Origin of the sequence: Micromonospora sp. NPDC023956 (assembly GCF_040639195.1) — a bacterium.
Lineage (GTDB): Bacteria > Actinomycetota > Actinomycetes > Mycobacteriales > Micromonosporaceae > Micromonospora.
The window spans coordinates 246637-266379 of sequence record NZ_JBEZZN010000005.1; the positions used below are offsets into that span (position 1 = coordinate 246637).

The window sequence follows — 19743 nt, forward strand, 5'->3', positions numbered from 1 at the left end:
GGATGGGCTACGGTAGCCGCGTGACGAGACGTGCCGCTGAGATCCGCCTGGATGCCCTGCTGCGCACGGCGTGTGACGTGATGGTGGAACGTGGCCTGGCCAACACCCGCACCGCCGACGTGGCGCAGGCGGCCGGGGTCAGCCAGGCGCTGGTCTTCTACCACTTCGCCACCAAGGACCGCCTCCTGGAGCAGGCGTTCGCGTACGCGGTCGAGCAGGACCTGGCCCGCCTGGACGTGGTGGTCCGCTCCTCCGCCACCCCGCTGGCCAAGCTCAAGAAGATCCTGCGGCTCTACACGCCGTCCGGGCGTTCCACCTCCTGGTCGCTCTGGATCGACGGTTGGTCCGAGTCGCTGCGCACCCCCGAACTGGAAAAGGTCTGCCGCCGGCTCGACCTGCGCTGGCGTCAGGATCTCGCCGCGGTCATCGCGGCCGGCGTCGAGGACGGCACCTTCGAGTGCGCCGACCCGGCCGGCGCGGCCTGGCGGATCAACGCGGTGATGGACGGACTCGCGGTGCAACTCGCGGTGCACCACCGGGTGATCACCCGACGTCAGTTCGCCGACTGGATCCGCCTGGTCACCGCGCGGGAGCTGGGTCTGGACCCGGCCGATCTGGACTGATCCGCCGGCGTCCGCCGCCGCCTCGGCACCGGGCCGGGGCGGAAACCGCCCCACCGGGACGGTGGAACGGGACAATCGCGGCATGGAGCTGCTGGAGACGTACCGGCGCAGTCTGGCGGAGTTCACCGACCGGGTCGGCCGGGTCGGCCCGGGGCAGTGGTCCGCGTCGACGCCCTGCCCGGAGTGGGACGTCCGCGCCCTGGTCGCGCACGTGGTCACCGAGAACCGGTGGGCGGTACCCCTGCTGGGCGGGGCCACCGTCGCGTCGGTCGGTGACCGGTTCAGCGGCGACCAGCTCGGCGACGACCCGGTCGAGGCGGCCCGGGACGCGGCCCGTCGGGCCGAACGGGCCGCCGCCGCACCGGGGGCGACGGAGCGGACGGTCCAGCTCTCGGTCGGCCCGACGCCGGCCGACGAGTACCTCCACCAGCTCGTCGCCGAGAACCTGGTCCACGGGTGGGACCTGGCCGCCTCGATCGGCGCGGACCCCCGGCTGGACCCGGACGCCGTCCGTTCCTGCGCCCGGTGGTTCACCGGCCGCGTCGCCGACTACCAGGCGGGCAACCTGGTCCGCCCCGGCGTGGACGTGCCCGCCGACGCGGACGAGCAGGACCGGTTGCTCGCCCTGTTCGGGCGCGATCCGGCCTGGACACCGGAAGGCTGACCCACCGCGACCGGGGCCGAGCGGTGCGGGCCGAGCGACCGGGGCCGACCGGTGCGGGCTGGCGGCCCCGACGTGGGTGACCGGTGCGGGCTGGCCGCCCGACGTGGGTGACCGGTGCGGGCCGCCCGCCGGGCCGACGGTGGGTGACCGCCCGTGTCTCAGCCGGGCGACCGCTGCGGCGTGCCGCTTCCCGGCGGGGGTCCGGCGAGTCGGCGGCGGGCCGGCGGATGCACGTTGGCCAGCGACAGCTCGCCGCCGTAGTGGGCGAGCACCCGGTGGTCCATCACCCGTCGCCAGAGCGGCGGTACCAGGGCGGCGAGGATCATGGTGGCGTACCCGGCGGGCAGCTGCGGCGAGGAGTCGAAGCTGCGCAGCGTCTGGTAGCGGCGCAGCGGGTTGGCGTGGTGGTCGCTGTGCCGCTGGAGCTGGAAGAGGAAGACGTTGGTGACCGTCCGGTCGCTGTTCCAGCTGTGCCGCGGGTCCACCCTCTCGTAGCGGCCGGCGGGGGTGCGCTGCCGGGCCAGTCCGTAGTGCTCCAGGTAGTTGACCGCCTCCAGGAGCGAGAAGCCGACCACCGCCTGCGCCGGCAGCAGGAGGAGCACGGCCGGGCCGAGGAGGGCCACCAGGACGGCCACCAGGAGCACCGTCATGGCCCAGGCGTGCAGCACCTCGTTGCGCCACGTCCACGGGGTGCGCCCGCGCAGCCGGAACCGGCTGGTCTCCAGCCGCCAGGCGGAGCGCAGGCCGCCGACCACGGTACGCGGCCAGAACGCCCAGAAGCTCTCCCCCAGCCGGGCGCTGGCCGGGTCCTCCGGGGTGGCCACCCGGACGTGGTGTCCCCGGTTGTGCTCCACCTGGAAGTGCCCGTACCCGGTCGGGGCCAGAGCGATCTTGGCCAGCCAGCGTTCCGTCCGCTCCCGCTTGTGGCCCAGCTCGTGTGCGGTGTTGATGGCGATGCCGTTGACGATGCCGAGGGTGACGGCGAGCCCTGCCCCGACCGCCGGGCCGGGGTCGTCGTGGACCCAGACCGCGCAGCCGAGCACCAGGCCGGCGTACTGCGCGGGCAGGTAGAGGTAGGTCAGCCAGCGGTAGTAGCGCTCGCCGGCCAGCCGGGGCACCGCCTCCTCCGGCGGGTTGTCGCGGTCGTCCCCGACGAGCACGTCGACCACCGGGATGGCGCCGAAGACCAGCAGCGGGGCGAGCCACCAGGCCCACCAGCCGCCGGTGGCGTCCCACACCAGCCAGCTCAGGAAGGGCAGCCCCGGCACGAGCAGGGCCAGCGGCCAGAACGGGCGGCGCGAGTCCCGCCAGGCGACGGGCGACGGGGTCGGATCGACGTCGTCGGCCATGCCAACCTCCGATCAGCGACTAACCCCGACTGTGACAGGGGACACGTCGCTTTACAAGAGGATAAATTTTGTCAACCATCGATCTAACGATCGGCGACCCGCGACGACGCCCGACGGCAGCGCCGGGGCAGAATCACCGGGTGTCCGAGATCTCCGCGGCCTTCGTCCGACTGCACGCCCGGCTCGCCCCCGTCGCCTTCGTCCCCGAGGTCCGGCTGCACCAGGCCGACGAGCCGATCGGGCTCTGGGAGCTGACCGAGGGCGAGTTCCGCAGCGCGCAGCCACCGCCGTTCTGGGCCTTCGCCTGGGCCGGTGGTCAGGCCCTGGCCCGGTACGTGCTGGACCACCCGGAGACCGTCGCCGGGCGGCGGGTGCTCGACCTCGCCTCCGGCTCCGGCCTGGTCGCGGTCGCCGCCGCCCGCGCCGGGGCCGCCGCCGTCCGCGCGGTGGAGATCGACGAGCGGGCCGTCGCCGCCGTCGCGCTCAACGCCGAGGCCAACGGGGTACGCGTCGACGCGGAACTCGGCGACCTGCTCGACGCCCCCGACGCCGGGCCGGCCGAGGTCGTCCTCGCCGGGGACGTCTTCTACAGCGCGGCGATGGCCAACCGGATGCTGCGCTTCCTGCTCCGCGCCACCCGGGCCGGGGCACGGGTGCTGGTCGGCGACCCGGAGCGCGCCTTCCTCCCCCGGGAACGCTTCACCGAACTCGCCGGCTACGACGTGCCGGTGCCCCCGGCCCTGGAGAGCGTCCGGGTCCGGCACACCAGAGTGTGGGAACTGAAGCCCGGTCGGCCCCGTGCCGACGGGTGACCGGCCCGACGTGCTGTTCCGTGGCTGGGGCCCGGCCCTGGACGCCGACGCGCCCGACACGGTGACCGTCGCCGACCACCTCGGCGGCGCACACCTGCTGGTCACCCGGCACGCGCTGGTCCGGCAGGTGCTCGCCGACCCGGTGACCTGGCGACCCGACAACGCGTTGGACGCGGTCACCCCGATCCCGGTGGCCGCGTTGCGGGTCCTCGCCGGGCACCGGTTCCGGCTGCCGCCCACCCTGGCCAACAACTCCGGCCCGAGCCACCCCGGGATCCGGGCCCTGGTCGCCGAGGCGCTGCACCCGCGACGGGTCGCCGCCCAGCAGTCCTGGCTGGCCGGGCTGGTCGACCGGCGGGTCGCCCGGCTCGCCACCGAGCTGGCCGCCGGGACGACCGTGGACCTGCACGCCGGGCTCGCCGCCGACCTGCCGCTGCTGGTGCTGGCCCGCCTGGTCGAGCTGCCGGACGCCCCGGTCGGCGCGGTCAAGGAGTTCGCCCGCACCGCGCTGGAACTCTTCTGGGCCCCGCTCGACGCCGACCGCCAGCACGCCCTCGCCGTCGAGGTGGGCCGCTTCCACCGGGTGCTGCGGGAGTTCGCCGCCACCGGCGGTGGGCTGGCCGCCCGGCTGCGGGCCGCCGGACACCCGCCGGACGTGGTGGTCGGCGCGCTGTTCTTCCTGCTGGTGGCGGGGCAGGAGACCACCTCCCAGTTCCTCACCCTGCTGCTGCACCGGCTCACCGGCGAACCGGCGGTGCTGGCCGGGCTGCGCGCCGGCACGGTGCCGGTCGCCGACGTGGTGGAGGAGGGACTGCGGCTGGAGCCACCGATCGTCACCTGGCGGCGGGTCGCCGCGGCGGACACCACGCTGGGCGGGACGTCGGTACGGCGGGGCACGAGCGTGGTGCTCTGGCTGGCTCGGGCCGGTCGGGACCCGGCCGTGGTGGCCGAGCCGGGAGACTTCCGCCCCGGTCAACGCGGCTCCCGCCGCCACCTGGCGTTCGGCGCGGGGGCACACCGCTGCGTCGGGGCGCAGCTGGCCCGGATGGAGGCGGCCGTGGTGGTGGCCGGTGCGGCGGAACTGCTCGCCGGGGTGGCGGTGGTCCGCCCGCCGTGGTGCCCGGACAACCTCACCTTCCGGATGCCGGACGCCTTCCTGGTGCGCCGAGCCGACCGGCACCCCTGACGCACACCGACCGGCACCCTGACGAAGATCAGTGGTCGACCCGGTCCCTCGACAGTGGAGGGGGCCGGTCCGCCGCCGTTAGCGTCCGGGCATGATGACCCTACGTCACGGCGGCCGGGCGGTCGCCGTACTCCTGGCCCTGGCGGCGGTGTCCGCGCCCGGCGGCGCGGTCGCCGCCGGAACACCGTCCCCGCCCGCGCCGTCCCCGCCCGCGCTGACCCTGCCCGCGCCGACCGGTCCGCACCCGGTCGGCACCACCTGGCTGCACCTGACCGACCACGCCCGGCCCGACCCGTGGCGGCCGGAGCAGCCCCGCGAGCTGATGGTGTCGATGTGGTACCCGGCGGTGGCACCGGTCGGCAGGCCCGCGCCCTACACCACGGCGGCGGTCTCCGCGCGCGTCGTCGCCGGCACCGGACTGCCGCTCCCGCCGGACGTGCTCACCACGGTCCGCACCCACGCCCGACGGGAGGTCCCGGTGCGGCCGAACCGGCACGGCTGGCCACTGGTGCTGCTCTCCCCCGGCTTCTCGCTCAGCCGGGAGTCGCTCACCGGGCTCGCCGAGGACCTGGCCAGCCGGGGGTACGTGGTCGCCGGCATCGACCACCCCTACGAGGCGTACGGCGTCGAGTTCCCCGACGGCCGGGTCGTCGGCTGCCTGGCCTGCGACGAGTGGGGCGACGGTACGGCGCAGAAGGTGATCGCCGGACGGACCGCCGACGTGTCGTTCCTGCTGGACCGGCTCACCGCGCCGCGACCGGTCTGGCGCGGTTTCGTCGACCGGCGGCGCGTCGCCATGGTCGGCCACTCCATCGGGGGTGCGTCGGCGGTCCGGACCCTGGTCACCGACGTGCGGGTGGACGCCGCCGTCGACCTGGACGGCACGTTGTTCACCCCGGTCGGCCCCACCGTACGGCCGGTCATGCTGGTCGGCGCCGAGCGGCCGGCGGACCACAGCTGGGTGCGGGACTGGCCCGACCTGGGCGGCTGGAAGCGGTGGCTGACGGTGACCGGCAGCGGCCACATGTCCTTCACCGACCGGCCGGTGCTCGGCGCGCAGCTCGGTCAGGATCCGGGGGCGATCCCGGCGCAGCGGCAGATGCTGATCACCCGGGAGTACGTGGCGGCCTTCGTCGACCGGCACCTGCGGGCCCGCCCCGCACCGCTGCTCGACGGCCCCGACCCCGCCTACCCCGAGGTGACCTTCCGGTGAGACCGGCTCCCGCCGGGCGGGCGCACCGCCCGGCGGGAGCCGGCTCAGTCCTCCGCCCCGACCAGGCCCGCCTCGTACGCGAGGATCGCCGCCTGCACCCGGTTGCGCACCCCGAGCCGGATGAACACGCTGGACAGGTAGCCCTTGACCGTCCCCTCCACCAGGTGCAGCCGGCGGGCGATCTCGGCGTTGGACAGCCCCGCCCCGACCAGGGCGAGCACGTCGCGTTCCCGGTCGGTGAGCAGCGCCGCACGGTCCCGGGCCGCCGGCCGGCGGGCCATCCGCGCCCCGCTCAGCTCGATCACCCGGCGGGCCACCCGGGGCGACAGGTACGCCCCGCCGTCGGCCACCGCCCGGACACCGGCCAGCAGTTCCCGGGGGTCGCCCGCCTTGAGCAGGAAACCGGTGGCACCGTCACCGAGCGCGCGGGCGACGTGGTCGTCGTCGCCGAACGTGGTCAGCACGGCCACCGCGGTGTCGGGCAGCAGCCGGTGGATCTCGGCGGCGGCGGCCAGCCCGTCCAGCCGGGGCATCCGGATGTCCAGCAGCGCCACCCGGGGGCGGTGGGCGCGGGCCAGTTCCACCGCGGTCCGGCCGTCGGCGGCCTCGGCGACCACCTCGATCTCCGGGTCGGTGGTGAGGATCGCCCGGACCCCGGCCCGGATCATTCCCTCGTCGTCGGCGAGCAGCACGGAGATGGTCACGGCATCCGTTCCTTCTCGACCAGCCGGCCCTGCCGGAAGCAGAGCCGGTAGGCCGGTTGGGCCAGCGGGAAGTTCCCGTCGGTGTAGTACTCGCAGCCGGTCGGCGCGTCCGTCGGGGCCTCCACCTGCCGGCGGGGCAGTCCGGTCAACTCGGTGCGGAGCTGACCGGGTCGCATCCGCTCGTACGCCCCCGGCTCGAGCACCGCGTCGGCGGTGACGAACGGGTGGTAGACCAGCGCGAGCAGCCCGGCCAGGGCGACCGGCACCCCGACCGCGACGAGCAGGCTGCGCCGCACCCGCCGCCGGGCGTCGCCGAGCCGCCCCGGCAGCACGGCTCCCCCGCCCGCAGCGCCGACCGACCCGGACGCCGGGACACCGGGCAGCGTGCCCGCCTCCGACGGCACGCTGGACGACGTCGACGACGCGACGACCCCGTCTGGGAGGGCGGTGGCCGTCTCCGCTGACGACGCCACGGCGGCCGACGCGGTGCCGGGAAGGCGGGCCGTCACCGCGAAGCCGTCGTCGCGGGGGCCGGCGTCGAGGATCCCCCCGGCGAGCCGGACCCGTTCGCGCAGCGCCAGCAGCCCGGTGCCGGCCGACACCGAGGCCGGCGGCGGCACCGGCGGCGGGGCGTTGCGCACCGACACCTCGACGTCGTCGCCGTCGCGGTGCACCGCCACGGTGACCGGGGAGCCGGGAGCGTACCGGGCGGCGTTGGTGAGCGCCTCCCGGACCAGGCCGCGCAGCGCCACCCCGGTCAGCGCGGGCAGGTCACCGTCGGTCGGGTCGCCGCGTAACGCGACCACCATCCCCGCGGCCCGCGCCCCGGCCACCAGCGCGGCCACGTCGTCGACGGGGTCCAGCGGGGCCGGCCCCGCGTCCGTGCGGAGCACCCCGACGATCTCGCCGAGCCGCGCGGTGGCGGCGGCCACGCTGGCCCGCAGCTCGCCCACGGCCGCCCGGTGCCGGGAGTCGAGGTCGTCCGCCAGTTCCAGGGCACCGGCCCGCAGGGCGATCAGGCTCAGGTCGTGGCCGAGCGAGTCGTGCATGTCCCGGGCGATCCGGGCCCGCTCCCGCAGTCGGACCCGCTCGGCCGCGCCGCGCTGCTCCCGGCGTACCGACTCGGCGTGTTCCCAACCGGCCAGCAGCAGCGCGTGCTGCTGACGGAGGTAGCGGCCGACCAGCCACGGGAACACCCCGGCGAAGATCAGCACGGTGACGAGCAGGAACCAGGTGCGCGGTCGGGTACCGAGCAGCCCCACGTTGAGCAGGGTGCCCCCGACCGCGAGCACCGCGAAGACCACCGCGGCGGGCGCGGCCCGAGCCTCGCGCCGGCCGACCAGGTAGCTGAACACCGGCAGGGCGAAGACGAAGTTCCCGTCGACGGCCGACCCGAGCACCACCAGCACCAGCGCCGCCAGGGGTCGCCGCCAGGCCAGCACCACCGCCGTTGCGAGCAGCAGCACCCCGCCGACCAGCAGCAACGCGCTCCGACCGGAGTACGGCGGGGTCAACCGGGGGTACGTGATCGGCGCGGCGAGGAGCACGCCGAGCAGCCCGTCCCCCAGCCGCCGCCGGCCACCGTCGATCCGCCGTCCGAGTACCCGCACGCTCTCGGAGGCTACCCACCGGCGGGGCCGGTCGGCACTGCCGAAAGTGGGTAGCTCAGATCTCCTCGGCCCACGCCCGCCAGTCGTCGAGCACGCCGTACAGGGCCGGGGTGAGCCAGCCCGGGGCGGACCGACGGAACACCCCCGGGTCCATCGCCCCGGCCCCGGTCGGCAGCGCGCCGAGCAGCTTCGGCACCAGCTCGCCGAGGTTCGCCCAGTGGACCAGCTCCGGCTCGGTCGGCCAGGCACCGATCACCACCCCGGCCGGCACCGCCCGGCGCTCCAGCGCCTCCAGGGTGAGCGCGGTGTGGTTCAGGGTGCCCAACCCGGCCCGGGCCACCACCACCGCCGGCGCCCCGAGCGCCACCGCCAGGTCGGCGACCGTCCACGCCTCGCCGGAGGGACGCAACCCCATCGGCACGAGCAGCCCGCCGGCGCCCTCGACGAGCACCAGGTCGTGCTTGTCCGTCTCCTCGCGGATCGCGTCGACGACGGTGTACAGCTCCAGCGGCTCCAGCTCCGCCACCCGGGCGGCGGTCAGCGGGGCGAGCGGATCGGGGAAGCTGGCCAGCGTCCGGCCGGTCAGGGGGGCGGCCAGCCGGGTCACGCTGTCGACGTCGGAGGGCTCGCCGGTGGCCGTACCGGTCTGACCGGGCTTGACCACCGCGACCCGCAGCCCGGCAGCCTGCGCGGCGGCGGTCACGGCGGCGGTCACCACCGTCTTGCCGACCCCGGTGTCGGTGCCGGTGACCAGCACCGCACCCTGCCACGGGGCGGTCACGCGTCCACCCCGCCCCGCTGCCCCCACGCCCCCTCCAGGGCGCACTCCACGATGACGTCCAGGGCCCGCGCGAAGTCGACCCGGGCCACCCCCGCGTTCAGGGTCAGCCGGAGCCGGGACCGCGGATCGGGGGTGGAGGGCGGACGGAAGCAGCCGACCGCCACGCCCCGCTGCCGGCACTCCTCCGCCCACCTGGTCGCGGCCTCCGCACCGGGGGCGGTCACCGACACCACCCCGGCGGCGGGCGTCGAGACGGTCAGGCCGGCGGCGCGCAGCCGGCGAACCGTCAGGGCCCCCCGGTCGACCAGTTCGGCGCGCAGGTCGTCCCGGGAACGGGCGAGGTCGACGGCGACCCGCACCCCGGCGGCCACCGCCGGCGGGAGGGCCGTGTCGAAGATGAACGTCCGCCCGGTCTCCACCAGGTGCCGGACGAACGGGGCGGGACCGGCCGCCACCCCGCCCACGCCGCCGAGCGACTTCGACAGGGTCGCGGTGACCACCACGTCCGGCGCTCCCGCGAGCCCGGCGGCGACCACCGCGCCGGCACCGGCCGGGCCGGTCACGCCGAGCGCGTGCGCGTCGTCGACGAGCAGCACCGCGCCGAACCGGCGGGCCACCTCGTGCAGCCGGGCGAGCGGGGCGAGGTCCCCGTCGACGGAGAAGACCGACTCGGTGACCACCACCGCCGGCCGCCCGGGAGCAGCGGCGAGGGCGGCCTGCACGGCGGCCACGTCGGCGTGCGGCGTGACCACGGTCTCCGCGCCGGAGATGCGGCAGCCGTCGATCAGGGAGGCATGGTTGTGCGCGTCCGAGACGAGCAGGGTACGTGGCTGCACGAGGGCCCGCAGCGCGCCCAGGTTGGCCAGGTAGCCGGAGGAGAAGACCAGAGCCCGTTCCGCGCCGAGCCAGTCCGCGAGGGCGTCCTCCAGCTCGTGATGCACGTCGGTGGAGCCGCGCACCAGCCGGGAGCCGGTCGCACCCAGCCCGTACGCCCGCAGGGCGGTCGCCGCGGCGGCGGTGACCTCGGGGTGGGTGGCGAGCCCGAGGTAGTCGTTGCCGGCCAGGTCGACCATCGCGTCGTCCGCGCCCCGGGGCCGTAGCCGCCGGGTCAGGCCCGCCCTCGCCCGCAGCTCGGCACGGCGTTCGAGCGCCGCCAGCCAATCCGCCACCGTCACTCCCCTGCTCGCCGCCCGACCTCGCCGCCGCGCCCGGCGACCGTTCCGCCGGGCGAAGTTACCATCCGTACCGGAGCCACCGGCGTGGCGCGGCCCGGCCCGCCGGAGCGCTCCCGGCCCTGCCGTCGCGGGCGGCTGGGGGGCGGCTGGACCGGGGAGAAGCAGGGATACGCCCCGCTCCGGTGGCCTTGTAGGGTACGAGCCATGCCAGAGATCCTCGACCAGGCCCGGACCCAGGTGCTGGAAAACGGCGTCGGCCTCGACGAGGCCGGCGTCCTCGCCGTGCTGAACCTGCCCGACGAGCACCTGACCGCAGCACTCCAGCTCGCCCACGAGGTGCGGATGCGCTGGTGCGGCCCGGAGGTCGAGGTGGAGGGCATCGTCTCGCTCAAGACCGGGGGCTGCCCGGAGGACTGCCACTTCTGCTCCCAATCCGGTCTCTTCGCCTCCCCGGTCCGCTCGGTCTGGCTGGACATCCCGTCGCTGGTCGAGGCGGCGAAGCAGACCGCGGCGACCGGGGCGACCGAGTTCTGCATCGTGGCCGCCGTCCGGGGCCCGGACGCGAAGCTGATGAAGCAGATGCGCGAGGGTGTGGCCGCGATCCGCGCCGCGGTCGACATCCAGGTCGCCGCCTCGCTGGGCATGCTCACCCAGGACCAGGTCGACGAGCTGGTCGACATGGGCGTGCACCGGTACAACCACAACCTGGAGACCTGCCGCTCGTACTTCCCGAACGTGGTCACCACGCACTCCTGGGAGGAGCGTTGGGAGACCCTGCGGATGGTCCGCGAGTCCGGCATGGAGGTCTGCTGCGGCGGTATCCTCGGCCTCGGCGAGACGGTCGAGCAGCGGGCCGAGTTCGCCGCGCAGCTCGCTGAACTGGACCCGCACGAGGTCCCGCTGAACTTCCTCAACCCCCGCCCCGGCACGCCGCTGGGCGACCGGGCGGTGGTCGAGGGGAAGGACGCGCTGCGGGCCATCGCCGCCTTCCGGCTGGCCATGCCGCGCACCATCCTCCGGTACGCGGGCGGACGCGAGCTGACCCTCGGCGACCTCGGCACCCGGGACGGTCTGCTCGGCGGCATCAACGCGGTCATCGTCGGCAACTACCTGACCACCCTGGGACGGCCGGCGACCGACGACCTCAAGCTGCTCGAGGACCTCAAGATGCCGGTCAAGGCGCTCTCCGACACGCTGTGACAGCCAACAGCGCGCGGGGCGCGGAGAACGGCAGCCCGGCGGACGGCGGAGCGGGCGGGGTGTGGTGCGACCGGTGCGGTGAGCCGGTCGGGGCGGGGGCGCACGAGACGTGCCGGGCCGCCCGGACGCTCGAACCACCCCGGTACTGCCCGTCCTGCCGGCGCCGGATGAAGGTGCAGGTGTTGCCGACCGGCTGGCGCGCGACCTGCGTCGAACACGGCGCGCTCCAGCCCTGACGCACGACAGCCCTGACCACCCCCACCCCGCACCCCCACCACCGCCACCCCCACCCCCACCCCGCACCGCGACCCCCACCCCGCACCCCGCACCGCGACCCCACCCCGCACCCCGCACCGCGACCCCACCCCGCACCCCGCACCGCGACCCCACCCCGCACCCCGCACCCCGCACCCCCACCCCGCACCGCACCGCCACCCACCCCCACCGTCGGTCGGTCACCGAGGATCTTGGACAGTTGCCGTTGTGTCAGGACGGTAGGTGTCCAAGATCTGGCGGCGTGGTCGGCGGGAACCGGCAAGACTCGTCAGGATGTTCTTCGATGTTCCCCGCGACGGTGCCACGGCACTGGACTGGCTGGCGTTCGAGCAGTCCGGAATCCTCACCACCGCACAGGCGACCGGTCTGCTGACCGAGGGGCTGGTCCGCAGCCGGATCCGGACCGGACGTTGGCGGTCGATCTGTCGGGGCGTCCTGCTCACCGGCAACGGCCGGCTGACCCGGGACCAGCAGTTGTGGGTCGCGGTGCTGGCGGCCGGGGCGGGAGCCGTGCTGGCCGGGACCACGGCGGCCAGCGAGGCGGGCGTCCGCGGCCTGCCCCGGGAGCCCCTGCACGTGCTGGTCCCCGCCGAGCGCCGGGCCGCCCGGGCGGTGCTGCGGCGGTTGCCGATCGACATGGCACCGGTACACGTGCACCGCTCGTCGGTGCTGCCGGCGGAGCACCTCCAGCTCGGCCGGCCGTCCCGCACCACCACCGCCCGCGCCCTGGTGGACGCGGCCGGCTGGGCACCGAACGAGGCGCAGGCACAGGCGGTGCTGGCCGCCGGGTGCCAGCAGCGCCGGGTGCTGCCCGGGGAACTGCGGGACGTGCTGGCCGCCCTGGCCCGGGTGCCACGTCGACGGCTGATCGTGCAGACCGTCGAGGACATCGCGGGCGGCGCGGAGGCCCTGTCGGAGATCGACTTCGTCCGGCTCTGCCGGCGGTACGGGCTGCCCCGGCCGGATCTCCAGCGACGGCGCACCGACGCGGCGGGCCGGGCCCGATGGCTGGACGCCTACTGGCAGGCGTACCAGTTGCACGTGGAGATCGACGGCGCGCACCACATGGACGTACGCCAGTGGGCGGCGGACATGCGACGGCAGAACGACGTCTGGACGGCGGGTGACCGGATCCTGCGCTTTCCCGCCTGGCTGGTCCGGGCCCGCCCGGCGGAGGTCGCCGCCGATCTCCGCCGGGCCCTGACCGCCGCCGGCTGGCGCCCCGTCGCGCCGGCGGCGCCTCGGGGTTGACCGCTGCGGCGGATCGTGGACAGGTGCCGCTTGGATACGACGGCACCTGTCCACGATCTCCGTGCGTGCGTCAGGCCACCGTGCAGGGTGAGCCGTTGAGGGTGAACGCGGTGGGCTTCGGGTTGCTGCCCGGGTGGGTGCCGTTGAAACCGAAGCTGGTCGACGCCCCCGGCGCGAGGGTGCCGTTGTACGCGAGGTTCGTCGCGGTCACCGCCGCCCCGGACTGGGTGGCGTTCGCCGACCACGCCTGGCCGAGCTGCTGGCCGGCCGGGAAGCTGAAGCCGAGGCTCCACCCGGTCAGCGTGCCGGTGCCGGTGTTGGTGATGGTCACCGTGGCGGTGAACCCGGTGCTCCAGTCACTGGTGGTGTAGCCGACCGCGCAGGACGCCGTCGGCGTGGCCGGCGCGGTGGTCACCGTCAGGGTGGGCGACGGGGCCGACGGGTTGCCGGCGGCGTCCACCGCGACCAGGTAGAACGCGTACTCGGTCGCCGGGGTCAGCCCGGTCACCGGGTACGTGGTGCCGGGGACGGTCGCCACCAGGGTGTCCACCGGCCAGGTCTTGCGGTAGACCCGGTAGCCGGTGACCCCGACGTCGTCGGTGGACGGCCCCCAGGCCAGGGTGAGCCCGGTCGGGCCGATCGCCGAGGCGGTCGGGGTGCCGGGCGGGGTCGGCGCGCTGGTGTCCGGGCCGCCGCCGGCCGGGGTGGTCACCGCCACCACCGGGGAGGACGCCGACGTGTTGCCCGCGTTGTCCCGGGCCCGCACCCAGAACCGGTAGGTGCGGGCCGGGGCGAGCGAGGTGAGGGTCAGCGTGTTGGTGCTGGCCCGGTGCAGGACCAGCGCGTCGCTGCCGACCGTCTCCTGGGTGATCTCGTAGCCGGCCACGCCGCTGCCGGCGTCGGTGGAGGCGGGCCAGGTCAGGGTGACCCCGGTGGCGGTGAGCCCGGACGCGACCGGGGTGCCGGGCACGGTGGGCGGGGTGGTGTCCGGGGCCGTACCGGAGGGTTCCTCACCCCAGACCCGCTTGCCGCCGGAGTAGAGCGGCACCTTCGGGTTCGGGCCGGCGGTGGCCTGCCAGGACGGGTCGTTGGTCGGATCCCAGGTGCCGCCCTCCGGTACGCCGATCTTGAACTGCACCTCCATCCGGTGCTGGGACTGCCCGGCCGGGGCGATGGTGTGTCCGGTGCAGTCGACCTCGACGTACCAGAGGTCGCCCGCGACCTGACGGGCGGTGGACGGCGCCGGGCAGCCCTGGGTGTAGCCGGGGGTGACCTGCGCCGGGCTGCTGCCCTCGGTCCGGAAGTAGTACCGGAACTTGCCGTCGGTCAGCGCGCGGGCCGGGAAGGCGGACTTGTTGTAGACCATGACCTTCAGCCCCACCGAGCGGGGCTCGTTCTGCATGACCGTGGTCTCCACGCTCAGCTCGGCCAGGTCCGGCTGCTCGACACCGGGGAAGCCGGCCAGCGGCGTGCCGCCGTACTTCGCGGTCAGGGCGGCCAGCGCGGAGCTGAACCCGGCGTTGTAGTCGGTGGCGACCTCGTTCATCACGTAGTCCGACCGGCTGTCGGTGTAGGCGTCGTTGGCCGCGGACGGGCCGCCGACCAACGCGCCGTGCAGCACGTGCCGGGTCTCGGTGGGTACGGTCTGGCTGTCCCACCAGGAACCGTGCGCGGTGCGGTGGTGCGGGTTGCGCGGCGAGTTCGCCCCGAAGCCGATCTGGTAGCTGGAGTTGCGCGGGTTGTCGCCGAGCGCGTAGTTGATCTGCCGGACCCCGAAGTCGTGGTAGCGGGCCTTGCGGGCCGTGTCGGTGATCTTGTCACTGTGCAGCAGCGCGACGAACGCGGTGTTCGCGGCGTAGCGCAGCGCGCCCCAGGAGTCGAGCACCGCCATCCCGCCGGGCGAGTAGGGCACCCGCTGGCCGTTGACGCCGACGGTCCAGTAGTCGAGCCACCGGTTGGCGTCGTCGAGGTACTTCTGCTTGCCGGTCAGCGCGGCGAGCAGCACGTACGCGCCGAACTGCTTGTTGTCCCAGGCGATCGTCCACTTGTAGGACTTGGTGGTCGACTGGTTCTCGTTGCCGAGCTTGTCGTACTCGGCCTCCGCCTTGGCCAGGTAGCTCGCCTCGCCGGTGGCCCGGTGCAGCCAGATCGCGCCCCAGACCAGTTCGTCCTGGTACCCGCTCCAGGAGCGGTAGAAGCTGGTCGCGTCGGTGATGCACTCGTGATAGTTCTTCCGCACCGTGTCGGCGAAGGTGTAGAGCTGCCGGGCGTGGGTGAGCAGGGTGTTGGCGTAGGCCGGGTCGGTGGGGCGGAACACCATCGACGAGGCGGCCATCGCCGCCGCCGTCTCCCCGGCGAGGTCCGCGCCACCACAGCTCGCGTCGATCTTGTACGCCGGCCGCGCCATCGGCATCACCTCGGCCGGACCCCACCACTTGTGGTCGTCGTCGCCCTTGCCGACCTGTCCGTAGAGGACGTTCGGGGCGGGGTGCGCCTTGATGAAGTAGTCGTTGACGAAGCGCAGGTTGTTGAGCAGGTGCGGCAGCTGACCGGAGGCGGCGTAGCCGTTGCGGTACTCGACCGCGCCCCAGGCGAGCATGGTCGTGCTGAACGCCATCGGGAAGCCGAACTTCACGTGGTCGCCGGCGTCGTACCAGCCGCCGGTCAGGTCGACGCCGACGTCCGCGCCGTCGCGCAGCGCCGAGTCGCCGCGCCAGGAAACCCGGTTCCAGTCGGGCAGCTGGCCGGACTGCTGGGCCTCGTAGAAGAAGAGCGACTTCTGGAGGGCCTCGGCGTAGTTGAAGGCGGGTGCCGCCGTGGCGGGGGTCGGCGCGGTGCCGGTGACGGCGACGGCGAGTCCGGTGGTCAGCGCGGCACCGGCCGCGACGAGACGCCGGTACCAGGGCGGTCGGGACCGACCGCGGGTGGTGCGGAGACGCATACCGGTGCTCCTGTCCGGTAGGGCGCCCGGCGACGTCGGCGGAACGGGGGTGGTGGCGCGACGTCGCCGGGCGGTGGTGGTGGGTGAGCGGGGTGCGGGAGCGGCCCGTCCGAACATGCATGGAAGCGCTCCCATGGATACGCGACAATGTAACGGTCGTCTCACCTGTTTGTGAAGAGCGCCGCACCGGCGACCGCGCGGCGTGCGCCCGACACCCCGACCACCAGCCCGAACCCGCGACGCGGCGGGCGGACTCCGGCCCGCGCTGCCAGGAAAGCCCTTTCCCGTCAAGCCGGAGTGAATCACACCATCGACACGTCACGATGTAGTGTCTCCATCACAGCAGCTCAGCAAGGGAACGTGCGGAACACGGAGCCGGTTTTCCCGGCTCGCCACAGTGGACTGGCGTCCTGGCATACGAACGTACTGTTGCCGCCGACGATCCGGGCACGGGACAGTACCGCCAAGCGGTGCCGTCGATGCCGCCGCTCCACTGGAAGACCCTGAGGAGATCGCGATGGCTCTACGACTCGCCGACGGCACCGCCTGGACCGAAACGCTGGCCCGTGCCGTCCAGGCCGCCCCCGAGGCGTTCGACCCCACCGGCCCCGACGGCACCACCACCCTGCGCAACCTGATCGAGGGCGACTGGGCCTCGGCCGGCACGCCCAGCCCGGTGCGCACCCCGATCGACAACACCGTCCTGGTCAACCTGCCCCGACTGGACGCCGCCACGGCCCACGCCGCCGTGGTCTCCGCCGCCGCCGCGCACCGCGACTGGGCGCAGACCCCGCTCGCCGAGCGGAAGGCCCGGGTGAACGAGGCGCTCGACGCGCTGCGCGCCCACCGGGACCTGCTCGCCCTCCTGCTGGTCTGGGAGATCGGCAAGCCCTGGCGGCTGGCCTGCGCCGACGTGGACCGGGCGCTGGACGGCGTGCAGTGGTACGTCGAGGAGATCGACCGGATGCTCGCCGACGGGCGGGAGCCGCTGCCCGGCCCGGTCAGCAACATCGCCAGCTGGAACTACCCGATGAGCGTGCTCGTCCACGCGGAGCTGGTCCAGCTGCTCGCCGGTAACGCGGTCATCGCCAAGACGCCCTCGCAGGGCGGCGCGGTCTGCCTGACCGTCGCCCACGCGCTGATGCGCCGCGCCGGCCTGCCCACCACCCTCGTCTCCGGGGGCGGCGAGGAACTCTCGGAGGTGCTCGTCCGCGCGCCGGAGATCGGCGCGGTGGCCTTCGTCGGCGGGCGCTCCAACGGCGGGAAGGTCGCCGCCGCGCTGCTCGACTCGGACAAGCGCCACTTCATCGAGCAGGAGGGGCTCAACGCCTGGGGCATCTGGAACTTCTCCCAGTGGGACATGCTCGCCGCGCACCTGAAGAAGGGCTTCGAGTACGGCAAGCAGCGCTGCACCGCGTACCCCCGCTTCGTCGTACAGCGCGACCTGGTCGACGAGTTCCTGGACATGTACCTGCCGGTGGTCCGCTCGGTGCGGTTCGGCCACCCGCTCGCCGTCGGCGACGACTGGTCCGCCGGTGATCCCCTGCCCGAGCTGGACTTCGGCCCGCTGATCAGCGCCACCAAGGCCGACGAGTTGCGCCGCAAGGTCGACGAGGCGGTCCGCGGCGGCGCCGTCCCGCTCTACCGGGGCAGGCTCGACGGCGCACCGTTCCTGGCCGGACAGGACACCTCGGCGTACGTGGCCCCGTCGGTGCTGCTCGCCCCGCCCGGCCGGTCCCGGCTGATGCACGCCGAGCCGTTCGGCCCGGTCGACACGATCGTGGTGGTGGACACCACCGACGAACTGCTCGCCGCGATGAACGCCTCCAACGGCGCGCTGGTGGCCAGCCTCGCCTGCGACGACGAGGAGGAGGCGACGAAGCTGGCGGTGGACCTCCAGGCGTTCAAGGTCGGCATCAACAAGCCGCGCTCCCGGGGCGACCGGGACGAGGCGTTCGGCGGCCGGGGCGCCTCCTGGAAGGGCGCGTTCGTCGGCGGCGACCTGCTGGTCCAGGCGGTCACGGTCGGCGGCGACGGCCGCCTCTACGGCAACTTCCCCGACTACAACAGCTACCCGGCGACCTGACCGTCGAGCGGTGGGGCCCGGCCGCGCGTCGGCCGGGCCCCACCGGCGGTGGAGACCGTCGGGGCGCTGGCCGTACCGCGCCCGGTGCGCTCAGGTGCGGGCCGGGCTGGGTCGGGGGTCGAGCGGCAGGGTGACCGTCACCACGGGGCCGTCCCGGTCCAGGCGCATCGGCCGGCCGAGCCGGTACAGGGTCCGCAGCATCGGCGTGTTGCCGGTGTGCACGTGCAGTTCCAGCGCCGCGTACCCGGCCCGGTCGGCGCGGGCGACCAGCCGGCGCAGCAGCGCTCCCCCGAGGCCACGGCGCTGCCGGTCGTCGGCCACCAGCAGCGCCGCCTCGGCCTGGTCCCCCTCGCCGAGCAGGTTCGCCATCGCCACCACCGGCCCGGTGGCACCCGAAGGGTCGGTCTCGGTGGCGACCAGGGTCGTCCCCCGCGCCGGGTCGAGCAGCCGGCGCAACCGCTCCGGCGACGGCCGGCCCCCGCCCAGGTAACGGCGGTGCAGGCTCCGCGTCGAGCACCGCTCGTGCAACGCCAGGACGGCGGCGAGGTCGTCCGGACCGGCGGGGCGGACCCCCACCTCGGAACCGTCGGGCAGCACCAGGGTGACCTGCTCGGCGGCGCGGTGGGCGACGGTGGTGGCCACCTCGACCAGCGCCTGGGCCCGCGCGTACTCGGCCGGGGTGAAGTCCGGCGCGACCCGGGCCAGGTCGAAGGAGCCGCCGGCGCCGTCGCCGAGGCGCATCCGGGTGCCGTCGACGCCGACTGCCGCCGTACCGTCGGCACCGGCCGGGCCGGTCCCGACGGGCACCGGTCGCCAGGTCACCGTCTCCGCGCCGAGCAGGGCGCGCAGCGCCTCGCCGGTCGCGTCCGGGTCCCGGACCAGCCGGTTGGCCAGCCCGAGCACCCGGGTGGGCGGGTCGACCAGGCCGCGCGCCTCGCTGCGGGCCACCCAGCAGTCGCGGCCCCGCCCCTTCTCGACGGCGGCCAGCAGGTCGGCCTCGCCGAGGGTCTCCGGCGCGTCGACGAGGAAGTCGTCCACCGCGCCGGCCTCGGTGGTGTGCACCTGCACGGCGAGGATGTTCACCCCGCGCAGCGCGAGACTGGCGGTGAGCACCGACAGGTAACCGGGCCGGTCGTCCACCGTGGCCCGGATCCGCCAGAGGGTCACGGCCGCCCCCCGGATGTCGGGGCGGCCGGGGCGCCCACCAGGTCGAGCCGGTCGCCGAGGATCACCGCGCTGGCCCGGACGAGCTGGGCGAGCCGGTCCACCTCGGTGCGGTGGAAGGCGGCCGGCGAGAACGTGTCCGCCGCGCCCCGGGTCACCACGAGCACCAGCCCGGCCCGGCCGAACGGCGCGACCGCGTGGTGGTCACCGTCGGGTGTGGTCAGCGCGCGGGAGCGCAGCGGGGTCACCTCCGGCAGGGGCGGCCCGCTCGGGGTACGCCAGCTCGCGTACCCGACGGTGGCCGCGCCGCCGCCGGAGGAGGCCCAGTCGACGGGGACCACCGCGGCCACCGCCCAGTCCGCCGCGAGCAGGCCGGGCACCGCGTCGACCAGGGTGGCCAACCCGTCGGCCGGGTTCGCGGCCACCTGGGCGAGCAGTTCGGCGTCCTGCCCGGTGGCGGTCGGCGCGCCGATCGCCCGCCACACCCCGTCCACCTGGACGCCGGGGATGGCGGCCAGACCGGCCATCAGCCGCTCCAACCGACCGAGGCCCGGCCAGACGACGGTGAAGTCGTCGACCGCCCGGCCGCCGAGCCGTTCCAGGACCACCACCTGAACGATGTCCGCGCCGGAGACCCCCAGGGTGCGGGCCACCTGGCCGAGCGTGCCGGGCCGGTCCGGCAGGGTCACGCGAACTCTCAACAGCATC

Annotated in this window: 17 protein-coding genes; 9 read left to right on the forward strand and 8 right to left on the reverse strand. The window is 74.9% G+C overall.

Annotated elements, in window-relative coordinates; all coding sequences use genetic code 11:
* Positions 1-20 precede the first annotated feature (20 nt).
* The gene (locus AB0F58_RS13330) at positions 21-623 is read left to right on the forward strand and encodes a TetR/AcrR family transcriptional regulator (RefSeq protein ID WP_357142335.1); all 603 of its coding nucleotides are present in this window, start codon (positions 21-23) and stop codon (positions 621-623) included.
* Positions 624-705: 82 nt separating this feature from the next.
* Positions 706-1287, forward strand: a complete 582-nt coding sequence (locus AB0F58_RS13335) for a TIGR03086 family metal-binding protein (protein WP_357142336.1) — start codon at positions 706-708, stop codon at positions 1285-1287.
* A gap of 158 nt (positions 1288-1445) precedes the next feature.
* Here AB0F58_RS13335 and AB0F58_RS13340 read toward each other — a convergent pair whose 3' ends face one another.
* On the reverse strand, positions 1446-2636 hold the full coding sequence (locus AB0F58_RS13340) for an alkane 1-monooxygenase (protein ID WP_357142337.1): 1191 nt from the start codon (positions 2634-2636) through the stop codon (positions 1446-1448).
* 140 nt (positions 2637-2776) lie between these two features.
* Here AB0F58_RS13340 and AB0F58_RS13345 point away from each other — a divergent pair, with 140 nt between their 5' ends.
* From AB0F58_RS13345 to AB0F58_RS13355, 3 genes are all read left to right on the forward strand, one after another.
* The gene (locus AB0F58_RS13345) at positions 2777-3448 is read left to right on the forward strand and encodes a 50S ribosomal protein L11 methyltransferase (RefSeq protein ID WP_357142338.1); all 672 of its coding nucleotides are present in this window, start codon (positions 2777-2779) and stop codon (positions 3446-3448) included.
* Between the two features lie 37 nt (positions 3449-3485).
* Positions 3486-4634, forward strand: coding sequence for a cytochrome P450 (locus AB0F58_RS13350; protein WP_357142437.1), 1149 nt, complete (start codon positions 3486-3488; stop codon positions 4632-4634).
* 91 nt (positions 4635-4725) lie between these two features.
* Positions 4726-5847, forward strand: coding sequence for a hypothetical protein (locus AB0F58_RS13355; protein ID WP_357142339.1), 1122 nt, complete (start codon positions 4726-4728; stop codon positions 5845-5847).
* A gap of 44 nt (positions 5848-5891) precedes the next feature.
* Here the strand turns inward: AB0F58_RS13355 and AB0F58_RS13360 are convergent, their stop codons facing one another.
* From AB0F58_RS13360 to AB0F58_RS13375, 4 genes are read right to left on the reverse strand one after another with little or no spacing between them, the layout of a single operon-like run.
* Complete coding sequence (locus AB0F58_RS13360; protein WP_357142340.1) at positions 5892-6551, reverse strand: response regulator transcription factor; 660 nt, start codon at positions 6549-6551, stop codon at positions 5892-5894.
* Positions 6548-8161, reverse strand: a complete 1614-nt coding sequence (locus AB0F58_RS13365; protein ID WP_357142341.1) for a histidine kinase — start codon at positions 8159-8161, stop codon at positions 6548-6550. Before AB0F58_RS13365 ends, AB0F58_RS13360 begins: the two co-directional genes overlap by 4 nt.
* A 55-nt stretch (positions 8162-8216) precedes the next feature.
* Complete coding sequence (gene bioD, locus AB0F58_RS13370) at positions 8217-8918, reverse strand: dethiobiotin synthase (RefSeq protein WP_357142438.1); 702 nt, start codon at positions 8916-8918, stop codon at positions 8217-8219.
* Positions 8919-8938: 20 nt separating this feature from the next.
* On the reverse strand, positions 8939-10111 hold the full coding sequence (locus AB0F58_RS13375; RefSeq protein WP_357142342.1) for an 8-amino-7-oxononanoate synthase: 1173 nt from the start codon (positions 10109-10111) through the stop codon (positions 8939-8941).
* A 210-nt stretch (positions 10112-10321) separates the two neighbouring features.
* Here AB0F58_RS13375 and bioB point away from each other — a divergent pair, with 210 nt between their 5' ends.
* The 3 genes from bioB (at position 10322) to AB0F58_RS13390 (ending at position 12844) form a co-directional block, all read left to right on the forward strand.
* Positions 10322-11317, forward strand: coding sequence for a biotin synthase BioB (gene bioB / locus AB0F58_RS13380; RefSeq protein WP_357142343.1), 996 nt, complete (start codon positions 10322-10324; stop codon positions 11315-11317).
* Positions 11314-11553, forward strand: a complete 240-nt coding sequence (locus AB0F58_RS13385; RefSeq protein ID WP_357142446.1) for a hypothetical protein — start codon at positions 11314-11316, stop codon at positions 11551-11553. The genes bioB and AB0F58_RS13385 overlap by 4 nt, the downstream gene beginning before the upstream one ends.
* A 313-nt stretch (positions 11554-11866) precedes the next feature.
* Positions 11867-12844: a hypothetical protein gene (locus AB0F58_RS13390; RefSeq protein WP_357142344.1), complete on the forward strand. Its 978-nt coding sequence runs from the start codon at positions 11867-11869 to the stop codon at positions 12842-12844.
* A 70-nt stretch (positions 12845-12914) separates the two neighbouring features.
* Here AB0F58_RS13390 and AB0F58_RS13395 read toward each other — a convergent pair whose 3' ends face one another.
* On the reverse strand, positions 12915-15785 hold the full coding sequence (locus tag AB0F58_RS13395) for a glycoside hydrolase family 9 protein (protein WP_357142345.1): 2871 nt from the start codon (positions 15783-15785) through the stop codon (positions 12915-12917).
* 517 nt (positions 15786-16302) lie between these two features.
* Here AB0F58_RS13395 and AB0F58_RS13400 point away from each other — a divergent pair.
* Entirely contained in the window at positions 16303-17871 is a 1569-nt protein-coding gene (locus AB0F58_RS13400; protein WP_357142346.1) for an aldehyde dehydrogenase family protein, read from the forward strand.
* 90 nt (positions 17872-17961) lie between these two features.
* Here AB0F58_RS13400 and AB0F58_RS13405 read toward each other — a convergent pair whose 3' ends face one another.
* Both AB0F58_RS13405 and AB0F58_RS13410 read right to left on the reverse strand, forming a co-directional pair.
* Entirely contained in the window at positions 17962-19038 is a 1077-nt protein-coding gene (locus AB0F58_RS13405) for a GNAT family N-acetyltransferase (protein ID WP_357142347.1), read from the reverse strand.
* Positions 19035-19742: an amino acid-binding protein gene (locus AB0F58_RS13410; protein ID WP_357142348.1), complete on the reverse strand. Its 708-nt coding sequence runs from the start codon at positions 19740-19742 to the stop codon at positions 19035-19037. The genes AB0F58_RS13405 and AB0F58_RS13410 overlap by 4 nt, the downstream gene beginning before the upstream one ends.
* Position 19743: the final 1 nt, after the last annotated feature.

What these genes read in the sequence shown, in the direction of transcription:
- AB0F58_RS13335 (WP_357142336.1), top strand. Translation starts at nt 706, where the DNA reads ATGGAGCTGCTGGAGACGTACCGGCGCAGTCTGGCGGAGTTCACCGAC.
- AB0F58_RS13340 (WP_357142337.1), bottom strand. Translation starts at nt 2,636, where the DNA reads ATGGCCGACGACGTCGATCCGACCCCGTCGCCCGTCGCCTGGCGGGAC.
- AB0F58_RS13355 (WP_357142339.1), top strand. Translation starts at nt 4,726, where the DNA reads ATGATGACCCTACGTCACGGCGGCCGGGCGGTCGCCGTACTCCTGGCC.
- bioB (WP_357142343.1), top strand. Translation starts at nt 10,322, where the DNA reads ATGCCAGAGATCCTCGACCAGGCCCGGACCCAGGTGCTGGAAAACGGC.
- AB0F58_RS13390 (WP_357142344.1), top strand. Translation starts at nt 11,867, where the DNA reads ATGTTCTTCGATGTTCCCCGCGACGGTGCCACGGCACTGGACTGGCTG.
- AB0F58_RS13395 (WP_357142345.1), bottom strand. Translation starts at nt 15,785, where the DNA reads ATGCGTCTCCGCACCACCCGCGGTCGGTCCCGACCGCCCTGGTACCGG.
- AB0F58_RS13400 (WP_357142346.1), top strand. Translation starts at nt 16,303, where the DNA reads ATGGCTCTACGACTCGCCGACGGCACCGCCTGGACCGAAACGCTGGCC.
- AB0F58_RS13410 (WP_357142348.1), bottom strand. Translation starts at nt 19,742, where the DNA reads ATGCTGTTGAGAGTTCGCGTGACCCTGCCGGACCGGCCCGGCACGCTC.